At 46.4% G+C, this 18,423-nt stretch carries 17 protein-coding genes and 1 tRNA gene; 8 read left to right on the top strand and 10 right to left on the bottom strand.

All coding sequences use genetic code 11. From position 1 onward, the window contains the following. Positions 1-19: 19 nt before the first annotated feature. The 5 genes from ACLIIY_RS13240 to rpsU all read right to left on the bottom strand — a co-directional run bounded on the left by ACLIIY_RS13240 (position 20) and on the right by rpsU (position 4,798). A tRNA-Ile gene (locus tag ACLIIY_RS13240) sits at positions 20-95 on the bottom strand. Between the two features lie 144 nt (positions 96-239). Beyond that, positions 240-2,102, bottom strand: coding sequence for an RNA polymerase sigma factor RpoD (gene rpoD / locus ACLIIY_RS13235; RefSeq protein WP_122068245.1), 1,863 nt, complete (start codon positions 2,100-2,102; stop codon positions 240-242). 99 nt (positions 2,103-2,201) lie between these two features. Then, a complete protein-coding gene (gene dnaG, locus ACLIIY_RS13230; RefSeq protein ID WP_005436030.1) occupies positions 2,202-3,962 on the bottom strand; it encodes a DNA primase in 1,761 nt (586 codons plus the stop codon). Between the two features lie 148 nt (positions 3,963-4,110). Further along, complete coding sequence (locus tag ACLIIY_RS13225; RefSeq protein ID WP_434527718.1) at positions 4,111-4,554, bottom strand: GatB/YqeY domain-containing protein; 444 nt, start codon at positions 4,552-4,554, stop codon at positions 4,111-4,113. A 28-nt stretch (positions 4,555-4,582) separates the two neighbouring features. Then, complete coding sequence (gene rpsU, locus ACLIIY_RS13220; RefSeq protein ID WP_001145625.1) at positions 4,583-4,798, bottom strand: 30S ribosomal protein S21; 216 nt, start codon at positions 4,796-4,798, stop codon at positions 4,583-4,585. A gap of 230 nt (positions 4,799-5,028) precedes the next feature. On the opposite strand from rpsU, the gene tsaD reads away from it, so the two are divergent. Both tsaD and ACLIIY_RS13210 read left to right on the top strand, forming a co-directional pair. Further along, positions 5,029-6,045, top strand: a complete 1,017-nt coding sequence (gene tsaD, locus ACLIIY_RS13215; RefSeq protein ID WP_009707767.1) for a tRNA (adenosine(37)-N6)-threonylcarbamoyltransferase complex transferase subunit TsaD — start codon at positions 5,029-5,031, stop codon at positions 6,043-6,045. 186 nt (positions 6,046-6,231) lie between these two features. After that, a complete protein-coding gene (locus ACLIIY_RS13210) occupies positions 6,232-7,047 on the top strand; it encodes an alpha/beta fold hydrolase (protein ID WP_434527717.1) in 816 nt (271 codons plus the stop codon). 39 nt (positions 7,048-7,086) lie between these two features. Here the strand turns inward: ACLIIY_RS13210 and plsY are convergent, their stop codons facing one another. After that, complete coding sequence (gene plsY / locus ACLIIY_RS13205) at positions 7,087-7,698, bottom strand: glycerol-3-phosphate 1-O-acyltransferase PlsY (RefSeq protein ID WP_009707765.1); 612 nt, start codon at positions 7,696-7,698, stop codon at positions 7,087-7,089. Between the two features lie 266 nt (positions 7,699-7,964). On the opposite strand from plsY, the gene folB reads away from it, so the two are divergent. Genes folB through ACLIIY_RS13190 form a run of 3 tightly spaced genes read left to right on the top strand, consistent with a single transcriptional unit; the run spans position 7,965 to position 9,621 of the window. Beyond that, positions 7,965-8,324, top strand: coding sequence for a bifunctional dihydroneopterin aldolase/7,8-dihydroneopterin epimerase (gene folB, locus ACLIIY_RS13200; RefSeq protein ID WP_005436044.1), 360 nt, complete (start codon positions 7,965-7,967; stop codon positions 8,322-8,324). Further along, positions 8,321-8,803: a 2-amino-4-hydroxy-6-hydroxymethyldihydropteridine diphosphokinase gene (gene folK, locus ACLIIY_RS13195; protein ID WP_039841437.1), complete on the top strand. Its 483-nt coding sequence runs from the start codon at positions 8,321-8,323 to the stop codon at positions 8,801-8,803. The genes folB and folK overlap by 4 nt, the downstream gene beginning before the upstream one ends. 14 nt (positions 8,804-8,817) lie before the next feature. Then, positions 8,818-9,621, top strand: coding sequence for an undecaprenyl-diphosphate phosphatase (locus tag ACLIIY_RS13190; RefSeq protein ID WP_005436046.1), 804 nt, complete (start codon positions 8,818-8,820; stop codon positions 9,619-9,621). A gap of 70 nt (positions 9,622-9,691) precedes the next feature. Here the strand turns inward: ACLIIY_RS13190 and ACLIIY_RS13185 are convergent, their stop codons facing one another. Continuing rightward, positions 9,692-10,912, bottom strand: a complete 1,221-nt coding sequence (locus tag ACLIIY_RS13185) for a multifunctional CCA addition/repair protein (RefSeq protein ID WP_434527716.1) — start codon at positions 10,910-10,912, stop codon at positions 9,692-9,694. A 148-nt stretch (positions 10,913-11,060) separates the two neighbouring features. Between ACLIIY_RS13185 and ACLIIY_RS13180 the strand changes: the two genes are divergently transcribed. From ACLIIY_RS13180 to ggt, 3 genes are all read left to right on the top strand, one after another. Beyond that, positions 11,061-12,686: an AAA family ATPase gene (locus ACLIIY_RS13180; RefSeq protein ID WP_434527715.1), complete on the top strand. Its 1,626-nt coding sequence runs from the start codon at positions 11,061-11,063 to the stop codon at positions 12,684-12,686. Beyond that, positions 12,686-13,408 (top strand): general secretion pathway protein GspB, encoded by a 723-nt coding sequence (locus ACLIIY_RS13175; RefSeq protein ID WP_434527714.1) that lies wholly within the window; start codon positions 12,686-12,688, stop codon positions 13,406-13,408. Before ACLIIY_RS13180 ends, ACLIIY_RS13175 begins: the two co-directional genes overlap by 1 nt. A 294-nt stretch (positions 13,409-13,702) precedes the next feature. Then, positions 13,703-15,433 carry a gamma-glutamyltransferase gene (ggt, locus tag ACLIIY_RS13170; protein ID WP_434527713.1) on the top strand — a complete coding sequence of 577 codons (1,731 nt, stop codon included), beginning with the start codon at positions 13,703-13,705 and terminating at the stop codon, positions 15,431-15,433. A gap of 79 nt (positions 15,434-15,512) precedes the next feature. Here ggt and ACLIIY_RS13165 read toward each other — a convergent pair whose 3' ends face one another. From ACLIIY_RS13165 to ACLIIY_RS13155, 3 genes are all read right to left on the bottom strand, one after another. After that, the gene (locus ACLIIY_RS13165; protein ID WP_045416399.1) at positions 15,513-16,124 is read right to left on the bottom strand and encodes a TIGR04211 family SH3 domain-containing protein; all 612 of its coding nucleotides are present in this window, start codon (positions 16,122-16,124) and stop codon (positions 15,513-15,515) included. A gap of 181 nt (positions 16,125-16,305) precedes the next feature. After that, positions 16,306-17,565 (bottom strand): inorganic phosphate transporter, encoded by a 1,260-nt coding sequence (locus ACLIIY_RS13160; RefSeq protein WP_005431976.1) that lies wholly within the window; start codon positions 17,563-17,565, stop codon positions 16,306-16,308. Between the two features lie 130 nt (positions 17,566-17,695). Beyond that, the gene (locus ACLIIY_RS13155; RefSeq protein ID WP_005431974.1) at positions 17,696-18,376 is read right to left on the bottom strand and encodes a TIGR00153 family protein; all 681 of its coding nucleotides are present in this window, start codon (positions 18,374-18,376) and stop codon (positions 17,696-17,698) included. Between the last annotated feature and the right edge of the window lie 47 nt (positions 18,377-18,423).

Below are 18,423 nucleotides of genomic sequence, written 5' to 3'. Positions count from 1 at the left end.
TCTACGAGCCTTCTGAATTTGGTGGCCCCTCCCAGACTTGAACTGGGGACCAATCGATTATGAGTCGACTGCTCTAACCACTGAGCTAAGGGGCCTTAATAGGTCAACGATTATAGGGGAAGCGTTGCAAGGTGTCTAGCCACTAGGTAGGGCAATTGCGCTTAGTTTTTATTCACTTAGCTTCACGGATAATAAAAAAGGTGACCGTTGGTCACCTTTTTTGATTTTAATCGCTTCGATTACTCGTCTAGGAAGCTGCGCAGTGTTTCTGAGCGGCTTGGGTGACGCAGTTTACGTAGTGCTTTCGCTTCGATCTGACGGATACGTTCACGAGTAACGTCGAACTGCTTACCAACTTCTTCTAGAGTGTGGTCAGTGTTCATGTCGATACCAAAGCGCATACGAAGAACTTTTGCTTCACGTGGTGTTAGACCTGCAAGTACGTCTTTTGTTGCCATTTTTAGGCTTGTCGCAGTTGCAGAATCTAGCGGTAGTTCTAGCGTAGTATCTTCGATGAAATCACCTAGATGCGAATCTTCGTCGTCACCGATTGGTGTCTCCATAGAGATTGGCTCTTTAGCGATTTTCAGTACTTTACGAATCTTGTCTTCTGGCATCTGCATGCGCTCTGCCAGTTCTTCCGGTAGCGGCTCACGACCCATCTCTTGCAGCATTTGGCGAGAGATACGGTTTAGCTTGTTGATCGTTTCGATCATGTGTACCGGAATACGAATCGTACGTGCTTGGTCCGCGATTGAACGGGTGATTGCCTGACGGATCCACCACGTTGCGTAAGTCGAGAACTTGTAACCACGACGGTATTCGAACTTATCTACCGCTTTCATCAGACCAATGTTACCTTCTTGGATTAGATCCAAGAACTGTAGACCACGGTTGGTGTATTTCTTCGCGATAGAAATTACTAGACGTAAGTTCGCTTCAACCATCTCTTTCTTCGCACGGCGAGCTTTTGCTTCACCGATAGACATGCGACGGCTGATGTCTTTAATGTTTTGAACGTTTAGAGAAGTCTCTTCTTCAATCATTTTTAGTTTAGTGATTGAACGACGGATTTCTTCTTCGCTACGTTTGATTTTTTCAGCGTATGGCTTGTCAGATGATAGGATTTCATCCAACCATGCTTCGCTAGATTCGTTGCCTGTGAACAGTGCAATGAACGATTTCTTCGGCATTTTGCCGTATTCAACAGCAGCCTTCATGATCAAACGTTCTTGAGTACGAACGCGATCCATCGCTGTGCGCAGTTCATTCACTAGGTGATCAAACTGTTTTGGCGTTAGACGGAATTCTTTGAATACGTCTAGCATCAACTCGTTAGCTACTGTTGCTTTCGGGCTCTCGTAACCGTGCTCGTTGATTGCAAGCTGAAGGTTTTGGTATGTGCTGCGTAGCTGGTTGAATTTCTCAAGCGCTAGCTCTGGGTCGATACCAACATCTTCTTCAGATTCATCTGAATCGTCATCGCTTTCTTCGTCTTCATCAACGTCTTCTTCGTCTTCTTCTTCTAGCTGAGATTCAGTCAGTTCAGAACCGATGTGCGTTGCTGTTGGTGCAGCTGTGTCGTCTGCATCAGGGTCAACAAATCCAGAGATTAGGTCTGTTAGACGAAGTTCTTCTGCTTGAACTTTGTCAAATTGCTCAAGAATGTATGGGATAGTGCCAGGGTATTCAGCAACAGACGATTGAACTTGGTTAATACCTTCTTCAATACGTTTTGCGATGTCGATTTCGCCTTCGCGAGTCAGCAGCTCTACAGTACCCATTTCACGCATGTACATACGTACTGGGTCTGTTGTACGACCAATTTCACTTTCTACGCTAGAAAGTGCTGCTGCTGCAGCTTCTGCTGCATCTTCATCGGTAATGTTTGTGTCATCGTTCAGTGCTAGATCATCGGCATCAGGGGCAGTTTCTACTACCTTGATACCCATATCGTTGATCATCTGAATGATGTCTTCTACCTGTTCTGAATCTACGATTTCAGCAGGCAGGTGGTCATTTACTTCGGCGTAGGTCAGATAGCCTTGTTCCTTGCCTTTGATAACAAGTAACTTTAGCTGTGACTGCGGATTTTGATCCATAGACGGTATCCAACTTCGTAATCTGGTGAAGGAATTAGTATGCGAAATGCAAACCACTTACTATAGCAAATTTAATTGTTGCTGACTAATTAATCAGGGTTACGCTTTTAAATCTAGCATTAAAGCTAGCAGCTCCCTTTTCTCTTCGGCTGATAAACCGACACTTCTTGCTTTGGCCTGCAGGTTTTCAATTTGCTTTTCTACGCACTGGGCAATAATTTTATCCAGTGAGTCTAAAAATATTTCTTCTAGGTTGTCTTCTACGAGGGGAATATCCCAGCTCGCTAGACGAGACAGAAGGGTCTCATTTTGGCTATTTCGCCAATGCTCTAATAATTGGCCTGTGTTGATATGGGGATGTGCCTGACATTTATCAAGTACATCAACAAATAAACTTAGTCCTGGTATTGATAAATCTCTTACCGAAGACAAATCAGGTACCATTTGAGCATAGCTCGGATTTTGAATAAGTAGAGCGATTACCTCGCGCATAGGAGTTCGTTTGATCTCTTTGTGCGGCTGAGGTCGAGTTTCGCTCGTCTTCTTACGCGGCTGGCGTAAGCGGTTATCAAAGCCCGTGCGTTCATCAAGCAGCTTTTCGAGTAACTCCTGAAAGTAGGGATCAGGTATCTTGTCGATTAAGGCACTCGCGTAGGCACGCAGTGCGGATTTACCTTCATTGTTGCCCAAGTTGATTTGGTGCAATTCAATCAGGTTATCGAAAAGATAGCTCGAAAGCGGTGTCGCTTGTTCAATTTGTTGTTCGAAGGCTTGCTTGCCGTATTTGCGAACGTAGCTGTCCGGGTCTTCACCATCAGGTAAGAACAAGAACTTCAATGTGTTACCTGTTTTTAGGTATTGAAGTGCGTTCTCTAACGCGCGCCATGCGGCTTCTTTACCTGCTCGGTCACCGTCATAACAACACACAACGGTGTTGGTTTGTCGGAACAGCATTTGAATGTGGTCACCGGTCGTTGACGTGCCCAATGACGCGACAGAGTAATCTACGCCATATTGCGCCAAAGCCACCACATCCATGTAACCTTCAACCACTAAAATTCGTGGTGGTTCACGATATGCCTGTAAAACTTCATAAAGGCCATAAAGCTCTTTACCTTTATGGAAGATAGGCGTTTCTGGTGAGTTTAGGTATTTCGGAGTACCGTCGCCAAGGACGCGACCACCAAATCCAATCACTCGGCCACGACGATCACGAATTGGAAACATGATACGACCACGAAAGCGGTCATAACGGTTACCTTTGTCGTTCTCGATCAACATGCCACCAGTTACCAGCATGTCTTGGTTGTCTTTGTTCTGGCCGAAGTTCTTACGGACTAAATCCCATTCATCAGCTACATAGCCGATGCCAAACTTCTGTACGATTTCGCCAGATAGACCGCGATCTTTCAGGTACTCAATCGCCACTTTGCTTGCTGGCTGCTTGAGTTGGTTACGATAAAACTGAGCAATGCTGCCCATCAAATCGTAAAGACTGCGTTTTTCACTGCTGCTTGCTTGAGGGCCAGATTTAAACTGACCACCGCCACCACTGCGCTGTTCGCGTGGTACGTCCAAACCAAGATAAGACGCCAGTTCTTCAATCGCTTCTACAAACTCTAAACGTTCGAACTCCATAATGAAGTCGATGGCATTGCCGTGCGCGCCACAACCAAAGCAGTGATAAAACTGTTTCTCTTGGCTGACACTGAAAGAAGGGGTCTTTTCATTATGGAAAGGGCAGCAAGCACCGTAGTTTTTGCCTTTTTTCTTAAGTTTTACGCGCGCGTCGATGATATCGACAATATCGAGTCGAGCTAGGAGGTCATCAATAAAACTGCGAGGGATGTGTCCAGCCATAAAACCTAACAAAAAAAGAAAATCATGATTGGTGTGAATGGGTTACAGAGAAAAGCATGTGTACGGCTTTTTGTTATTCCATTCTGCCAGATACAAACAAGCCGTGCGTTCCAAAGGATAGCACGGCTTGCTGCAATTGGGTGGGGTATTAAGCCAATTTAGCGCGAACTAGACCGCTTACTTTACCCATATCTGCACGCCCTTGAATTTGCGGTTTCAGAACGCCCATTACTTTGCCCATGTCTTGCATGCCAGCTGCACCAGATTCCGCAATTGCATTCTCGATAAGAATAGCAACTTCTTCGTCTATCAGTGGTTGAGGCATAAAGTCCTCAAGAACCGTAATTTCAGCTTGTTCCGCATCAGCTAGATCTTGACGACCCGCTGCTTCAAATTGCGTTACAGAGTCGCGACGTTGTTTAACCATCTTAGTCAATACAGCAAGAATGTCGTCGTCGCCCAGAGTGATCTGTTCGTCAACTTCACGTTGCTTAATTGCTGATAGAGCTAAACGAATAGTACCAAGGCGCAATTTGTCCTTGGCTTTCATCGCTAATTTTTGCTCTTCTTTGAGTTTATCAATCAGAGCCATAACTAAATTCCTTTCCGGAGCTCAGTTATTAGTACAGGCGAACGCGACGAGCGTTTTCGCGAGCAAGCTTCTTAGCGTGACGCTTTTGAGCTGCTGCTTTAGCGCGTTTGCGAACTGTAGTTGGTTTTTCGTAGTGCTCACGACGACGCACTTCAGAAAGGATACCTGCTTTTTCGCAAGAGCGCTTGAAACGACGTAGAGCAACGTCGAACGGTTCGTTTTCACGTACTTTAACTACTGGCATATGCCTTTCACCTCAGGGGTTATTCGTTAACGCTGGATTTCAGTAAACCAAATCACAATTGTTTGGTCTATTACCAGCTTGATCAAAAATGGTGCGGAATTTTAATCCGATCACATAAGCTTTGTAAAGCCTTTTATCGCTTATTGTCTGTACAAAATTTGTTTGAAGCACCAAGGCAAGGTAATATGACGCCCAAATTTCCTCTATATAGAAAGCCCACTGAGAAAACCATGCGCATTATCGGTATTGAAACCTCATGTGACGAGACTGGCATCGCGATTTACGACGATGAAAAAGGTCTGCTATCACACCAGCTTTACAGCCAAGTAAAACTTCACGCGGATTACGGTGGCGTGGTGCCTGAGTTGGCTTCACGTGACCACGTTAAGAAAACCATTCCTCTCATTAAAGAGGCGCTAAAGGAAGCAAACCTAACCCCGAAAGACATCGATGGTGTGGCGTACACGGCAGGCCCTGGTCTTGTTGGTGCTTTGCTTGTTGGTGCAACGATTGGTCGCAGCATTGCTTACGCTTGGGGCGTACCTGCGGTTCCTGTTCACCATATGGAAGGTCACCTTCTTGCGCCTATGTTAGAAGATAACCCACCACCGTTCCCGTTTGTGGCGGTATTGGTATCAGGTGGCCACTCAATGATGGTGGAAGTGAAAGGCATCGGCGAGTACAAAATCCTAGGTGAATCGATTGATGACGCAGCGGGTGAAGCGTTCGATAAAACCGCCAAGCTAATGGGCTTGGATTACCCAGGTGGTCCACTGCTGTCTAAACTGGCAGAAAAAGGCACACCGGGTCGCTTTAAATTCCCACGTCCAATGACCAACGTGCCAGGTTTGGACATGAGCTTCTCTGGTCTAAAGACTTTTACTGCTAATACTATTGCGGCAAACGGTGATGACGAGCAAACACGCGCGGACATCGCTTTAGCATTCGAAGAGGCCGTGTGTGCAACACTCGCAATCAAATGTAAGCGTGCACTAGAGCAAACAGGCATGAAGCGCATCGTTATTGCTGGCGGCGTAAGTGCTAACCGTCGTCTGCGTGCTGAGCTTGAGAAATTGGCGAAGAAAGTCGGTGGTGAGGTTTACTACCCACGCACGGAATTCTGTACCGACAACGGTGCGATGATCGCCTACGCTGGTATGCAACGCCTGAAGAATGGCGAAGTGTCAGACATGGCCGTGGAAGCACGACCACGTTGGCCAATTGACCAACTGACGCCAATCGCGTAAGCAAACTTCTGCTGAAGGTTTGAAATAGATTCACGGCAATAAAGGTCTCTGCTCATCAGAGGCCTTTATTTTTAGCTAACGAATTGAAAGGCTTCGTGTAATTAATGTGAAAGTCTGACTGATGCGAGCAGTTCTATATTGTTTTGGTGATAGGATGATGCGCAAGAATAAGAAATGGATATAACAATGAATAAGTTTGAAATTGAAGGCCAAGAACTTGCTTACTTAGACAAGGGCGAAGGTCCTGTGCTTCTGCTTGGTCACAGCTACCTTTGGGATTGCCAAATGTGGGCTCCACAAATTGAAGTGTTGAGCCAATCGTACCGTTGTATTGTGCCAGACCTTTGGGGGCATGGTGAGTCAGATGCTGCGCCAGCTTCAACCCGTTCTTTGGTGGACTACGCTCAGCACATGCTGGCATTGATGGATCATTTGGAGATCGAACAGTTTTCTATTGTTGGTTTGTCTGTCGGCGGCATGTGGGGTGCAGAGCTGACTTCTCAAGCGCCGCAGCGTGTGAAGTCATTGGTGTTGATGGATACCTTCATTGGGCTTGAGCCTGAAGTGACGCACAAGAAGTACTTTGCGATGTTAGATACGATTAGCCAAGTACAAGCCGTGCCAGCGCCAATTATTGAGGCCGTCACTCCGCTGTTTTTTGCCAATAATGCCGAGCAAGTTAGCCCTGAGTTAGTAGCTTCATTCAAACAAAGTCTGGAAGCTCTGCAAGGTGAGCGTGCCGTTGAAGTCGCTCGTATTGGACGCATGGTGTTTGGTCGTCGTGATGTGATTGAAGATTCTGAGATGTTCGCACTGCCAACGTTGATTGCGGTTGGTCGTGAGGATAAGCCACGTCCAGTGTTTGAATCTTACTTAATGAATGATTGCATTACGGGCAGTGAGTTAGTGGAGATTCCTGAAGCGGGACATATCAGCTCTCTAGAACAGCCAGAGTTCGTTAACCAAATGCTGTTGAACTTCCTCAATAAAGTACATGCATAAAATCTTGTACAGTATGATTCAAATACAAAAAACTCGGCATTAAGCCGAGTTTTTTTCTATCAGTTTCTTCTCGCCAATCTTGGGTTCTTCACCGGACAGTAAGCGGCGGATGTTTTGATGGTGCTTAAAGACGATTAAACAACACAACATGGCCACAGGCAGAGTGTATTGGGGTTTGAACATCCAAGTATAAAAAGGAGTAACTAGAACCGTCACCAAGGCAGCCAAGGAAGAGTAGCGGAATAAAGCCGCAACAGAGAGCCAAGTGAGCATCACCAGCCCAGTTAAATCCAAACCAATTGGCGCAATTGCGCCCAGTGCCGTTGCAACGCCTTTGCCACCTTTAAAGTGAAAGAAGATCGGATACATATGGCCAAGACAGGCCGCGATGGCGATAACACCAAGGATGATTGGGTCGATACCAAGGAAGTAGCCACCCCAAACTGGAATGGTGCCTTTGAGCATATCGCAAAGCAATACGGCAATCGCTGCCCCTTTACCACCAATACGTAATACGTTGGTGGCGCCTGGGTTATTCGAGCCAACTTTGCGTGGATCTGGCAGTCTCAGCAAACGACAAATTAGAACCGCACTGGAGATCGAACCCAGCAAATAGGCGGCCATTGTCATTATTAGTGCCAGTGCGTCCATAGAAGTCCTTGATGGATTGGAATTTAATGCTCAGTTCCTGAGTAATTGCTATCATACCGCGATTCGGCTGCGAGCAAAAATACTCTCTGCGATAGAGCTTGCATTATGGGATTTCTTGTATATAAAGAGTCTTCGCAGTTTATACCCAAGCGACTTTTTGCCACCAATTGACGTGGTTAAAGGCCGCAGCAGGTTGCTTGGGTATAGAATAGTACGATCAAAATGCCCAAATCGGGTATCCGACCTCTGTAATAGAAGGACATAAGATGGCTCTGGATAAAGTTTTTATTGAACAGTTAGAAGTGATCACCACCATCGGCGTTTACGATTGGGAACAGCAAATCAAGCAGAAGCTAGTTCTAGACATCGAAATGGCGCACGACAACAAGCCGGCGGGCAAGAGTGATGATGTTCAAGATGCGTTGGATTACTCACAAGTGAGCGAAGCGGTGTTGAATCACATCGAAAATGGTCGCTTCTTGTTGGTCGAACGCGTGGCAGAAGAAGTCGCAGAGCTTATCATGCAACGTTTCTCTGTTCCTTGGGTGAAGATCCGTTTAGCGAAACCTGGTGCTGTTCCTCAAGCACGCGCTGTTGGCGTTGTGATTGAGCGAGGTCAGGCATGATCAAAACGTATATCGGTGTAGGGACCAATATTGACCGAGAACATCACGCACTTGTGGCTTATCAAGAGCTGCAAAAGCTTGGATGTGATCTGAGTGTTTCGCCGATATACGAATGCGAGCCAATCGGCTTTAGCAGCCAAAACTTCTACAACTTCGTGATTAGTTTTTCCACGGAGTTATCACTCGAAGAGTTGAGTCACCGCTTACGCGAGATTGAATTTCAGTGGGGGCGTGAAGAAAACGCGCAGAAGTATCAGGATCGAACTTTAGATCTCGATATAGTCTTGTTTGGTGAGTGCATTTCGCAGCAAAAACCTGAGCTACCTCGCAGTGATATCTACAAATATCCTTTTGTAACAAAGCCCCTGTATGATCTCGAACCTCAATTGGTGATCCCCGGCGATGGAAGAACAATCGCAGATATTTGGCAGGTGATGCAGCCTGTCGATTCACTCAAACCAGTTTCTTTTTCACTTTAATCTGAGTTGTTTACATGAGTTACTTTGAAGCCTTTATTTTGGCTCTGATTCAGGGTCTGACAGAGTTTTTACCAATTTCCAGCTCTGCGCACTTGATCCTGCCTTCTGCCATTCTTGGTTGGGAAGACCAAGGTTTGGCCTTTGATGTTGCCGTTCACGTTGGTACGTTGATGGCGGTGGTGATCTACTTCCGTCAAGAAGTGATCACGCTTTTCCAAGCACTGTTTGCTTCGATCTTTAAAGGTGATCGCAGCAAAGAAGCCAAACTGGCATGGATGATCGTCATTGCAACGATCCCTGCCTGTGTGTTTGGCTTGTTGATGAAAGACATCATCGAGGTTTACCTACGTAGTGCCTACGTGATTGCAACCACAACTATCATTTTCGGCTTACTGCTTTGGTGGGTAGATAAAAATGCAGAGCTAGTGGCAGATGAGTACCAAACTGGCTGGAAGAAGGCTCTGTTTATCGGTATTGCTCAAGCACTCGCGATGATTCCTGGTACTTCACGCTCTGGTGCGACAATCACGGCGGCACTTTACCTTGGTTTCACTCGTGAAGCGGCGGCACGTTTCTCATTCCTAATGTCTATCCCAATCATTACTTTGGCGGGTGGTTACCTAGGTATGAAGTTGGTGACAAGCGGTGAACCAGTACACGTTGGCTTCCTATTAACGGGCATTGTGACTTCGTTTATCAGTGCGTACATCTGTATTCACTTCTTCTTGAAGATGATTTCACGCATGGGCATGACACCATTCGTTATCTACCGTCTGATTCTAGGTTTTGGCTTGTTTGCTTTCTTGCTGACTGCTTAAACTCAATCCGAATGAAAACGCCCGCTTTCTACAGCGGGCGTTTTTGTTTGTCTGTTATGTACTTATCGGTTTATTTTCCTAGCGTAACTCTGACTGCTTCAATGCGACGCTTCTCTTGTTCATCACGAATTGCAGGGCCTTTGAAGCCGTCTTTAATGATCGCTTGTACATCGACAGATGCCGCTGCTTGGTAAGCTCGCATAAACAACTCTGCTTGCGGGTAAGGTTGGTCTTCTAGCCCCTTTCGACCCGCATGATCGGCTTGACAACAGATTAAAATATCTTGTAAACGTTCTGATTTACGCCACACATCAAACTTGTTTAGGATTTTGATGATAGTTTGAGGCTTAAGTTCAACTGCCCGATGGATGTTAGAGTGCTGCTCGCACACCATTAATGCTAAGTCACGAAACTCATTAGGTACCCGTACACGGTCGCACAGTTTTTTAATCAGTTTTAATCCTGTATGGCAGTGCATTTTGTGGCTTGGCCATTCGCTTTTTGGCGTGACGCCTTTCCCTAAATCATGTACTTGCGCAGCAAATCGAACCGGAAGTGAATCACTCAGCTTCGCTGCCTGCTGTGCCACCATTAAGGTATGAGTGCCCGTGTCGATTTCCGGATGCCATTTTTCTGGTTGAGGTACGCCAAACAGCGCATCAATTTCTGGCAAGACAACGGCTAATGCACCGCAATCTCTTAAAACGGATAAAAACACGTCTGGACGAGAGGTAGAAAGCGACTTATGCCATTCCTGCCAAACACGTTCTGGCGTTAGTGTGCTTAACTCGCCGGATTCGGCCATGTCGCGCATCAGCAGCATGGTTTCCTCTGCGACACTAAAACCCAAGTGCGCTAACTTAGCCGCGAAGCGAGCAACACGTAAAACACGCAGAGGGTCTTCAACAAAAGCCTGCGAAACATGACGAAGTACTTTTGCATCGATGTCTTTTTGGCCGCCGTATGGGTCATACAAATTGCCATCTTCATCCATCGCCATGGCGTTGATTGTGAGATCGCGGCGAATTAGATCTTCTTCAAGCGTGATGCTTTGATCAAAGAAACATTCAAAGCCAGTGTAACCCGCTCCAGATTTTCTTTCGGTTCGTGCAAGGGCGTGCTCTTCTTTAGTCTTGGGGTGAAGAAATACAGGAAAGTCTTTCCCGACAGCAGTGTAGCCTTGGTTTTGCATCATTTCTGGTGTCGAGCCGACGACCACCCAATCTTTGTCATAACTGTCGATTCCGAGCAAATGATCTCGAACTGCACCACCAACTAAATAAACTTGCACGGATTACCTCTTAATTTATGGATATGACGTTGGACATTGTAGCAAGCAATGGTACTTTTCTTCACATCTAAAAGAACTTAGCGCTTTGTTTAAGTCTAATAAGGAATATCCCGATTTGATTGCGGGTGGGTTTTAGCTGGAGATCCTAATGTATAAGGACTTTTTCGGGTTTGTTGAACTGCCATTTTCGATTGTTCCAAACTCGCGTTATCTGTATCTGAGCCAACGTCATAAAGAGGCGATTACGCACCTTCAGGCGGGGTTAGGCGATGGTGGTGGTTTTGCCATGCTGACGGGCGAGGTAGGGACAGGTAAAACCACGGTCGCAAAAGCCATGTTGGCGAACCTAGACGAGAACACCAAAGCGGGGTTGATCCTCAATCCAACGTTCTCAAGTCGAGATTTGCTCGAAGCAGTTTGTGATGAATTCAAAGTCACCTATCCGCAAGATGCGACGCTAAAGCAGCTTAACCAAGTGATTCATGAGTACCTACTGAGTAATCACAAGTCAGGTTGGACAACCTTATTGGTTATCGATGAGGCTCAGCACTTGGCAGCCGATGTGCTTGAGCAATTACGCCTGTTGACCAACTTAGAAACGGATACGCGTAAACTGCTAAAAGTGCTTTTGGTGGGGCAACCTGAATTACAGCGCTTGCTGCAAACTACGCAACTGCGTCAGCTTGCTCAGCGCATTACTGGCCGTTATCACTTGCTGCCATTGGATGAGAAAGAAACCGCAGATTATATCACGTTCCGCCTGCATACCGCTGGTGGTGATAAGCAGCTGTTTGACCGCAGTTCTACCAAATTGATTGCTAAATACAGTCACGGTATTCCACGCCTGATTAACCTGATTTGCGATAAATCCCTGAACATGAGCTATTACAAAGGCAATGTGGTCGTGGATAAGCAAACTGTTCATCAAGCGTGTGAAGAGGTAATGCAGTTCCAAGCGGAGATTTATCAGCAAGATAAACCTATTCGCCGCAGTTTTGAATGGCCGACATGGGGCTCGGCTGCCATCGGTGTTTGCGCTGCTGTCGGTATTGGTTGGGCTGTGATGCAGCAAATGCCTTTAAAGTCGACGGTAAGCACTGCGCCTGTTCAAGTCGTTCAAGCGACAGTCCCTCAAATTGTTGCGCCTGTGGTTAATGAGCAATTGACCAATGAGCAGCGCAACATGTTGCTAGAACAAAAACAATCGAATCTAGCGGTGAATGAACTGTATAAGCTTTGGGGTTATCGTGCTTCGGTACGTGATAATTTATGTTTATCAGAGCCTCAATCCACCATGCGATGCGAGCGTAAAATGGCGACATGGCCGTTGTTGGTGCAGCAAAATCGTCCGGTTATCTTAGAGCTCAACTATCAAGGCCAAGTCGGTTATGTTGTTTTGTATGCCATTGGTGATGACAAGGTCGAAGTGCTCAACGGTAGCCAGCGCCTTCGTTTGCCGGTTTCTTGGCTTAAACCATTGTGGCAAGGCAACATCATTGAGTTGTGGCAAGCGCCGCTCAAAGATACGTTGCGCTTAGATATGGAAGGGCCAGCGATTGATGTTCTTGACCAACTTTTGGCACAGGCAGTGAATGAGCAACCGTTAGGTTCTGATATCTATGACGGCGCATTAAAAGAGCGTGTTGAGTTGTTCCAACGTTGGCAAGGCATTGGTGTTGATGGTATCGCAGGACAACGTACATTGGAGCGATTACAGCAGAGTGTACAAATGGATGCACCGCAGCTAAAGCAAATTGATGAGGAGGACGCATAATGTCAGTCATGAAGCATGTTGGACTCTTTCTATTGCCAGTGAGCATTACGGCGGTTGGCGCGGCGTGGTATTTGGATCTCTTTGCCCAAGATGCCCCAGAGCCTATTGTGGTTGAAAAAGCGCAGCCGATCGTTGAGCCAGTCAAACAAGTGATTAAGCCTAAGTTCGAAAGTTTGAGTTACCCCGAGGAGCCACAACTGGCGCAGTTGCAACGAGATTGGCCGACTGCCGAACTCTCACAAGAGTTTGGGACGTTCGTTGATCAAGGGTATGCCAATAATGATTCGGTTCCTGGTGAGCAGGACTTGTTAGAAGTGCCTCAGAAAACCGCGCCGACTAGTCCGAAAATGCAAAGCCATGATGATCTCGGCTTGTCACTTGATGATCTTGATTTGTCTTCTTTATCTCCAGACTTAGCATTGAAAGTAGAGAACGCGTTAGCAAATAATGATCAACCATCAGCGGATAATGCATCATCGGCTGATGATCTTGAGCGTGACGCTCGGCAATGGCATGGACGATTACCGGCTATGAACTTGCAAACGCATATGTACTCGAGTGACGTGAATCGTCGTTGGGTGAAGATCAACAACGTTGAGTACCATCAAGGCGATGTGGTTGATGGGCAGATCACGTTGAAAGAGATCCAACCACAAGCGGTGATCGTCGAGTTCCAAGGTGAGAAAATTCGTATCCCAGCTCTCTATGAATGGAAAGGCTAAGCTTCAAACTAAAGCCGTTTCCTCTTCCAAATCACATTTAGCCAGTGAGCTTTTGCCGCTGGCTTTTTTACCTCTGTAGAGCGGTTCGTTTATCCATTTTAGTGATGCCAACTCAGGGTTCAAAGAAACAAAATATACCTTATGCCTGTCGTTTAAATGACTCCAATACGGCGTACTTATTAATAGGTGTTCCCCAGTCAGCGCTGTGTAAAAAAACGCCATATTGACGAACTTCGCAATAAGCATTGAGTCAACGTTAGACATCTTATAAATACAGGAGTCTATCCAGAACGTATGCGTATTCTTACTTTTTCTTTGAGCTTGATTGCCGCGGTGAGCCATGCCGCAAAGCCTGAACCTTTCCCAATTACGCCAGATAATACTGGTGAACATTTTATGGTGAGTGCAACCAATCCTTATGTCAGTAGTACTGGCTATTCCGTATTGAAGCAAGGCGGCAACGCGGTAGATGCCATGGTTGCGATGCAAATGGTGATGTCCGTTGTAGAACCAGACATGACGGGCATCGGTGGTGGTACGTTCGCTCTGTTCTACCAGCACGATAAACAAAAGTTTCTCGCCTTGGATGGACGAGATGAAGCACCGTCTAGCGCAAACCCAGAGATGTTTGTGGAAAACGGAGAAGTGCTTAGCCGTAATGAGATACTTGGCCCTCGCTCTATTGCCGTGCCGGGAACGCTGCGCTTGCTTTACACCACTCACGAGCAATACGGAAAGCTGCCATGGTCAGAGCTCATCAAGCCTGCTATTGAACTGGCGAGCGAAGGATACGCGATGAACAGCTACACCTATGACATTGTCGTACGAGAGCAAAGCCGACTTGAGCAAGACCCAGAAGTCAAAGCCTTGTATTGGCAAGGAGATGAAATCAAGCCGACGGGCACCTTGATGAAGAACCCGAAGATGGCTGAGACGTTGAGAAACATTGCTCAACAAGGTGATAGCTATTTGTATGGCGGTGAGTTTGGTAAGCACATCGTAGATACGGTCAATAGCCGCATTGATGATCAACATGAAAAGTTGTCACTAGACGATTTCAAAAACTATCAAGTAAAGCAGCGTGAGGTTATTGAGAGCGATTACCGAGGGAATAAAATCGTTTCGTTTGGTTACCCTGCATCCGGTGGTCTGATGGTCTCTCAAAGCCTTGAGTTACTTGAGCCTTACGAACTCTCACAAATGGCGAAGACGGATGTTGAACCTTGGCGCTTAATGACTGAGGCGATGCGTATCGCTAAAGCTGACCGTATCGCGTATGCCGGCGACCCAGATTTTGTCGAAGCGCCAACGGGTGAATTGCTGTCCAGAGAGTACTTAGATGAGCGTCGTGGACTTATTCCAAGTGAAGGGGTAGCAAAAGAGAATCCAAAAGCAGGGCACGTCACCGCAACACAATACGCGCAGTACCAAGGTTTTGAGAGTAAAGATACCGGACACATCTCTATCGTAGATAGGGAAGGGAATGCTATTGCCATGACTAGCACAGTAGGCACTGGTATGGGCTCTGGCGTGATGGTTGATGGCGTTATTTTGAATGCGCAGATGGCCAACTTCTCACCTCAGCCAACGGTCAACGGTAAACCAACTCAGAACTCGATTGAAGCGGGTAAACGTCCACGTTCCGCGATTACTCCGCTGATGGTGATGGACGGTGATGATAACTTGCGTTTGGTGGTCGGTTCTCCGGGTAGTTCACAAATCCCGGGTTATGTGTTGAAAACCGTGGTTGGGGTGCTGGATTGGAACTTATCAGCGCAAGAGGCCATCGATTTGCCGAACATCCAGTACGGCACCAAAATAGACCGCACTAAGCCTTATGACCCGACGGGCTTGCTGGTAGAGAAGAAAACGTTCGCAGAAATGCTGGTGCCGGAGTTTATGGAACTTGGCTACCCAGTACACGTGATTCCAGTTGTGAGCGGCTTGAACGCCATTGAGCTCAAAGATGGCAAGATTTATGGGGCAACGGACAGACGCCGAGCATCCAGTTCAATGGGTGAGTAACAAGAATCCTACTTAACAAGCCAACAAAAAAGCCAGTCGAGTACGACTGGCTTTTCTTTATCGATTCAATTCGGAGCTATTATGCCCAACCTGCTGGCGATTTCTTTCTGCGAGGAATCAGGTGTGGCAGTACCAAACCAAATAGCAGACCAAGACCTGCAACACCACCACCGTAAGTGAAGTACTTAAGTAGCATGTCGTCTTTTTGCGTGTCTAGCTTAGCGCGAAGTTCGCGGTTTTCTGTTTCAACAGAAGTAAGCTGGTCGCTGATTTCAGAGTATTTCTTCTCTAGATCAGAAATCTGTTGGTTGCGTGTTTCTAGTGATGTCACTAGACCCGCTTTTTCTGTGTCTGAGTTTTGGCGTGCGTTTGCAAGTTGAGATTTAACTTCTTTCAGCTCTTTCTCAATGCGAGGCATACGAATAGCCATGCTCTCTTGGTTCGTAACAAACTTGCTTTGCACCCAGCCTGTACGGCCACGAGCGTCACGGATTTGTGTGTAACCCGTGTCTTTGTTTGTTTGAAGAAGTTGTACTTTAGAGCCTGCGTTAACACTGCCCATAATGCGGTAAGTGTTGTTTGGACCAGAGTGCATAAAAGTGAATAGGTCATCAGAAATATAACGGTCTGCCGCTAGTGCCGCTGGCGCTGCTAGCAAAGTAAACAAAACCGTGATGATTAGTTTTTTCACAGTAAATCCCTTAACGATTTTCTTGGATACAGCTTTGGCACCGAATTATTGGAGCCGGAAATAGACGAATATTATGCAGTTTCAAACTTCGGTGCAACAAAGAAGGGAGGCAAAGCCTCCCTTTCTGTGCGTTTGAGTCAATAATGACAAAGCGCTTACATTGTATTGACGGTGTTTACTCTTACGAGAACATCGCTTGGATGCCGTAGAAGAATACTACTGCCAATAGTGCGCCTGCTGGTAGCGTAACGATCCAAGATGCAACGATGTTACGAACCACGCCTAGGTTAAGTGCTGCGATACCGCGAGCGAAACCTACACCTAGAACCGCACCTACTAGAGTTTGAGTAGTAGAGATAGGTAGACCAGTACCTGATGCTAGAACTACTGTACATGCTGTTGCTAGCTGAGCTGCAAAGCCACGGCTTGGTGTTAGTTCAGTAATACCAGTACCAACGGTAGCCATAACTTTATGACCTAGCGTTGCTAGACCAACTACGATACCAAAACCACCTAGAGGAAGAATCCACCATGCGATTGTGCTTTTCGCTGTAACTTCACCCATGTGTTCAACCGTTGAAACAACGGCAGACAGTGGACCGATCGCGTTAGCTACGTCGTTTGAACCGTGTGCGAATGCCATTGCACACGCTGTGATAACCATTAGTACGCTGAAGATGCCTTCTACGCCAGCAAAGCTGCGGTCTTCTTCGCGGTTCGCGAATTTCTTCTGAATGTAGAAGTAACCACCTGCCATTACTGCAGCAGAGACGATTGCTGCCCACATCCACGCTTCACCATTACTTAGGTGAAGGCCAACGTGTTTCAGACCTTTCTTAATCGTTACAAGCGCAATCACCATAGTCGTGATGAACATGTACACTGGAACGAAACGTTTCGCGTTGAATAGTGGGTTCTCAGTATCAAAGATCAGACGCTGTGCGCTGACAAAGATAACGTAAGCAAAGAAGCCTGAGATAACCGGAGTAATAATCCAGCTACCGACAATCCCTTGAACACTGCTCCAGTCAACTGCTTCTGTACCTACAGACACACACGCAAAACCGATGATTGCACCGATGATTGAGTGAGTCGTTGATACAGGCCAGCCCATGTAAGAAGCAAGTAGAAGCCAAGTACCAGCCGCAAGAAGCGCTGACATCATGCCGTAGACAAGAATGTCAGGTTGGCTAGCAAATAGAGATGTTTCGATAACACCTTTACGGATAGTGTCGGTTACTTCACCGCCTGCAAGATATGCACCCGCAAATTCAAAGATCATTGCAATAATGATCGCTTGTTTAACGGTAAGCGCTTTTGAGCCAACAGATGTACCCATAGCATTAGCAACGTCGTTCGCGCCAATACCAATCGCCATCATGAAACCAAAAATCGCTGCAACAATAATCAGGACAGTGCCGTAGTTCGCAAGGATATCCATCGTAATACCTAGTTGTTTTATAACAAGCGGAGCAAAATTTTGCGCGCGTCAGTCCATAAGACGGTGAAAATAGTCATCGTCCATCTGACACGCGTTAGTAATGCTCTTCGTTATGTCGTTAACTTATGTTTTAAGATCGAGATAGCATGACTTCCAAACGAGCACCTACGCGCTGCGCTTGGTCGGCAATACCACCTACCCATTCAAGAATCTTGTACAAGAACATGACATCGATAGGATTCATGTCAGCTTCAATCGCCATCAGTTGTTGGCGAAGTTCAATCTGCATTGCATCGGTATCATCTTCAATAACGTCCAACTGATGAATCATTTCAGCAACGAGCGTTACTTCACGGCCTTTGAAGCCGGTCTCTAGAAGTTCATCAAGTTCGTTGATCACTTTTTGCGCCTGATCAGCCGCATCAAGACAACGTTGAACGTATGCGAGGAAGTTTGGTTGGAGAGCCTCAGGAATGACAAGTTGTCGACCATATACACGGCCAGCAATGTCTTTTGCCAGGTTAGCAAGTTTGTCTTGTTGAGTTAGAAGCTCAAGCATGTCAGTACGATCGACTGGCATAAACAAACCGCGAGGCAGTTTTAGACGGATTTCACGTTTCAGCACGTCCGCTTCTTTCTCTAGGTGAGAAATCTGAGCACGGATTTCAGCTGCTTTTTCCCAGTCACCCTTTGAAGAAACTTCAAAGAACTTAACCAGGTGTGAACAACATTCGTTGACACACACAACGTGGCGCTGCAAAGGCTTAATTGGGGACTTTGCAAATAACCCCATAATTGTATTTACTGGCATGGTCATTCAACCTAATAACTATAACCTTAAAAAAACATACACCATTT

Origin of the sequence: Vibrio sp. K4, from assembly GCF_051122595.1 — a bacterium.
In the GTDB taxonomy this organism is placed as follows: Bacteria; Pseudomonadota; Gammaproteobacteria; order Enterobacterales; family Vibrionaceae; genus Vibrio; species Vibrio owensii.
Note: the sequence above shows the minus strand (reverse complement) of the source record. Positions and strands in the feature narration are given on the sequence as shown.

Excerpts from the sequence above, each read along its gene's own strand:
- ACLIIY_RS13210 (WP_434527717.1), top strand. The coding sequence starts at position 6,232 with ATGAATAAGTTTGAAATTGAAGGCCAAGAACTTGCTTACTTAGACAAG.
- ACLIIY_RS13160 (WP_005431976.1), bottom strand. The coding sequence starts at position 17,565 with ATGGATATCCTTGCGAACTACGGCACTGTCCTGATTATTGTTGCAGCG.
- dnaG (WP_005436030.1), bottom strand. The coding sequence starts at position 3,962 with ATGGCTGGACACATCCCTCGCAGTTTTATTGATGACCTCCTAGCTCGA.
- ACLIIY_RS13155 (WP_005431974.1), bottom strand. The coding sequence starts at position 18,376 with ATGCCAGTAAATACAATTATGGGGTTATTTGCAAAGTCCCCAATTAAG.
- folK (WP_039841437.1), top strand. The coding sequence starts at position 8,321 with ATGATCAAAACGTATATCGGTGTAGGGACCAATATTGACCGAGAACAT.
- ACLIIY_RS13180 (WP_434527715.1), top strand. The coding sequence starts at position 11,061 with ATGTATAAGGACTTTTTCGGGTTTGTTGAACTGCCATTTTCGATTGTT.
- ggt (WP_434527713.1), top strand. The coding sequence starts at position 13,703 with ATGCGTATTCTTACTTTTTCTTTGAGCTTGATTGCCGCGGTGAGCCAT.
- ACLIIY_RS13225 (WP_434527718.1), bottom strand. The coding sequence starts at position 4,554 with ATGGCTCTGATTGATAAACTCAAAGAAGAGCAAAAATTAGCGATGAAA.
- rpoD (WP_122068245.1), bottom strand. The coding sequence starts at position 2,102 with ATGGATCAAAATCCGCAGTCACAGCTAAAGTTACTTGTTATCAAAGGC.
- rpsU (WP_001145625.1), bottom strand. The coding sequence starts at position 4,798 with ATGCCAGTAGTTAAAGTACGTGAAAACGAACCGTTCGACGTTGCTCTA.
- tsaD (WP_009707767.1), top strand. The coding sequence starts at position 5,029 with ATGCGCATTATCGGTATTGAAACCTCATGTGACGAGACTGGCATCGCG.
- plsY (WP_009707765.1), bottom strand. The coding sequence starts at position 7,698 with ATGGACGCACTGGCACTAATAATGACAATGGCCGCCTATTTGCTGGGT.
- folB (WP_005436044.1), top strand. The coding sequence starts at position 7,965 with ATGGCTCTGGATAAAGTTTTTATTGAACAGTTAGAAGTGATCACCACC.
- ACLIIY_RS13190 (WP_005436046.1), top strand. The coding sequence starts at position 8,818 with ATGAGTTACTTTGAAGCCTTTATTTTGGCTCTGATTCAGGGTCTGACA.
- ACLIIY_RS13175 (WP_434527714.1), top strand. The coding sequence starts at position 12,686 with ATGTCAGTCATGAAGCATGTTGGACTCTTTCTATTGCCAGTGAGCATT.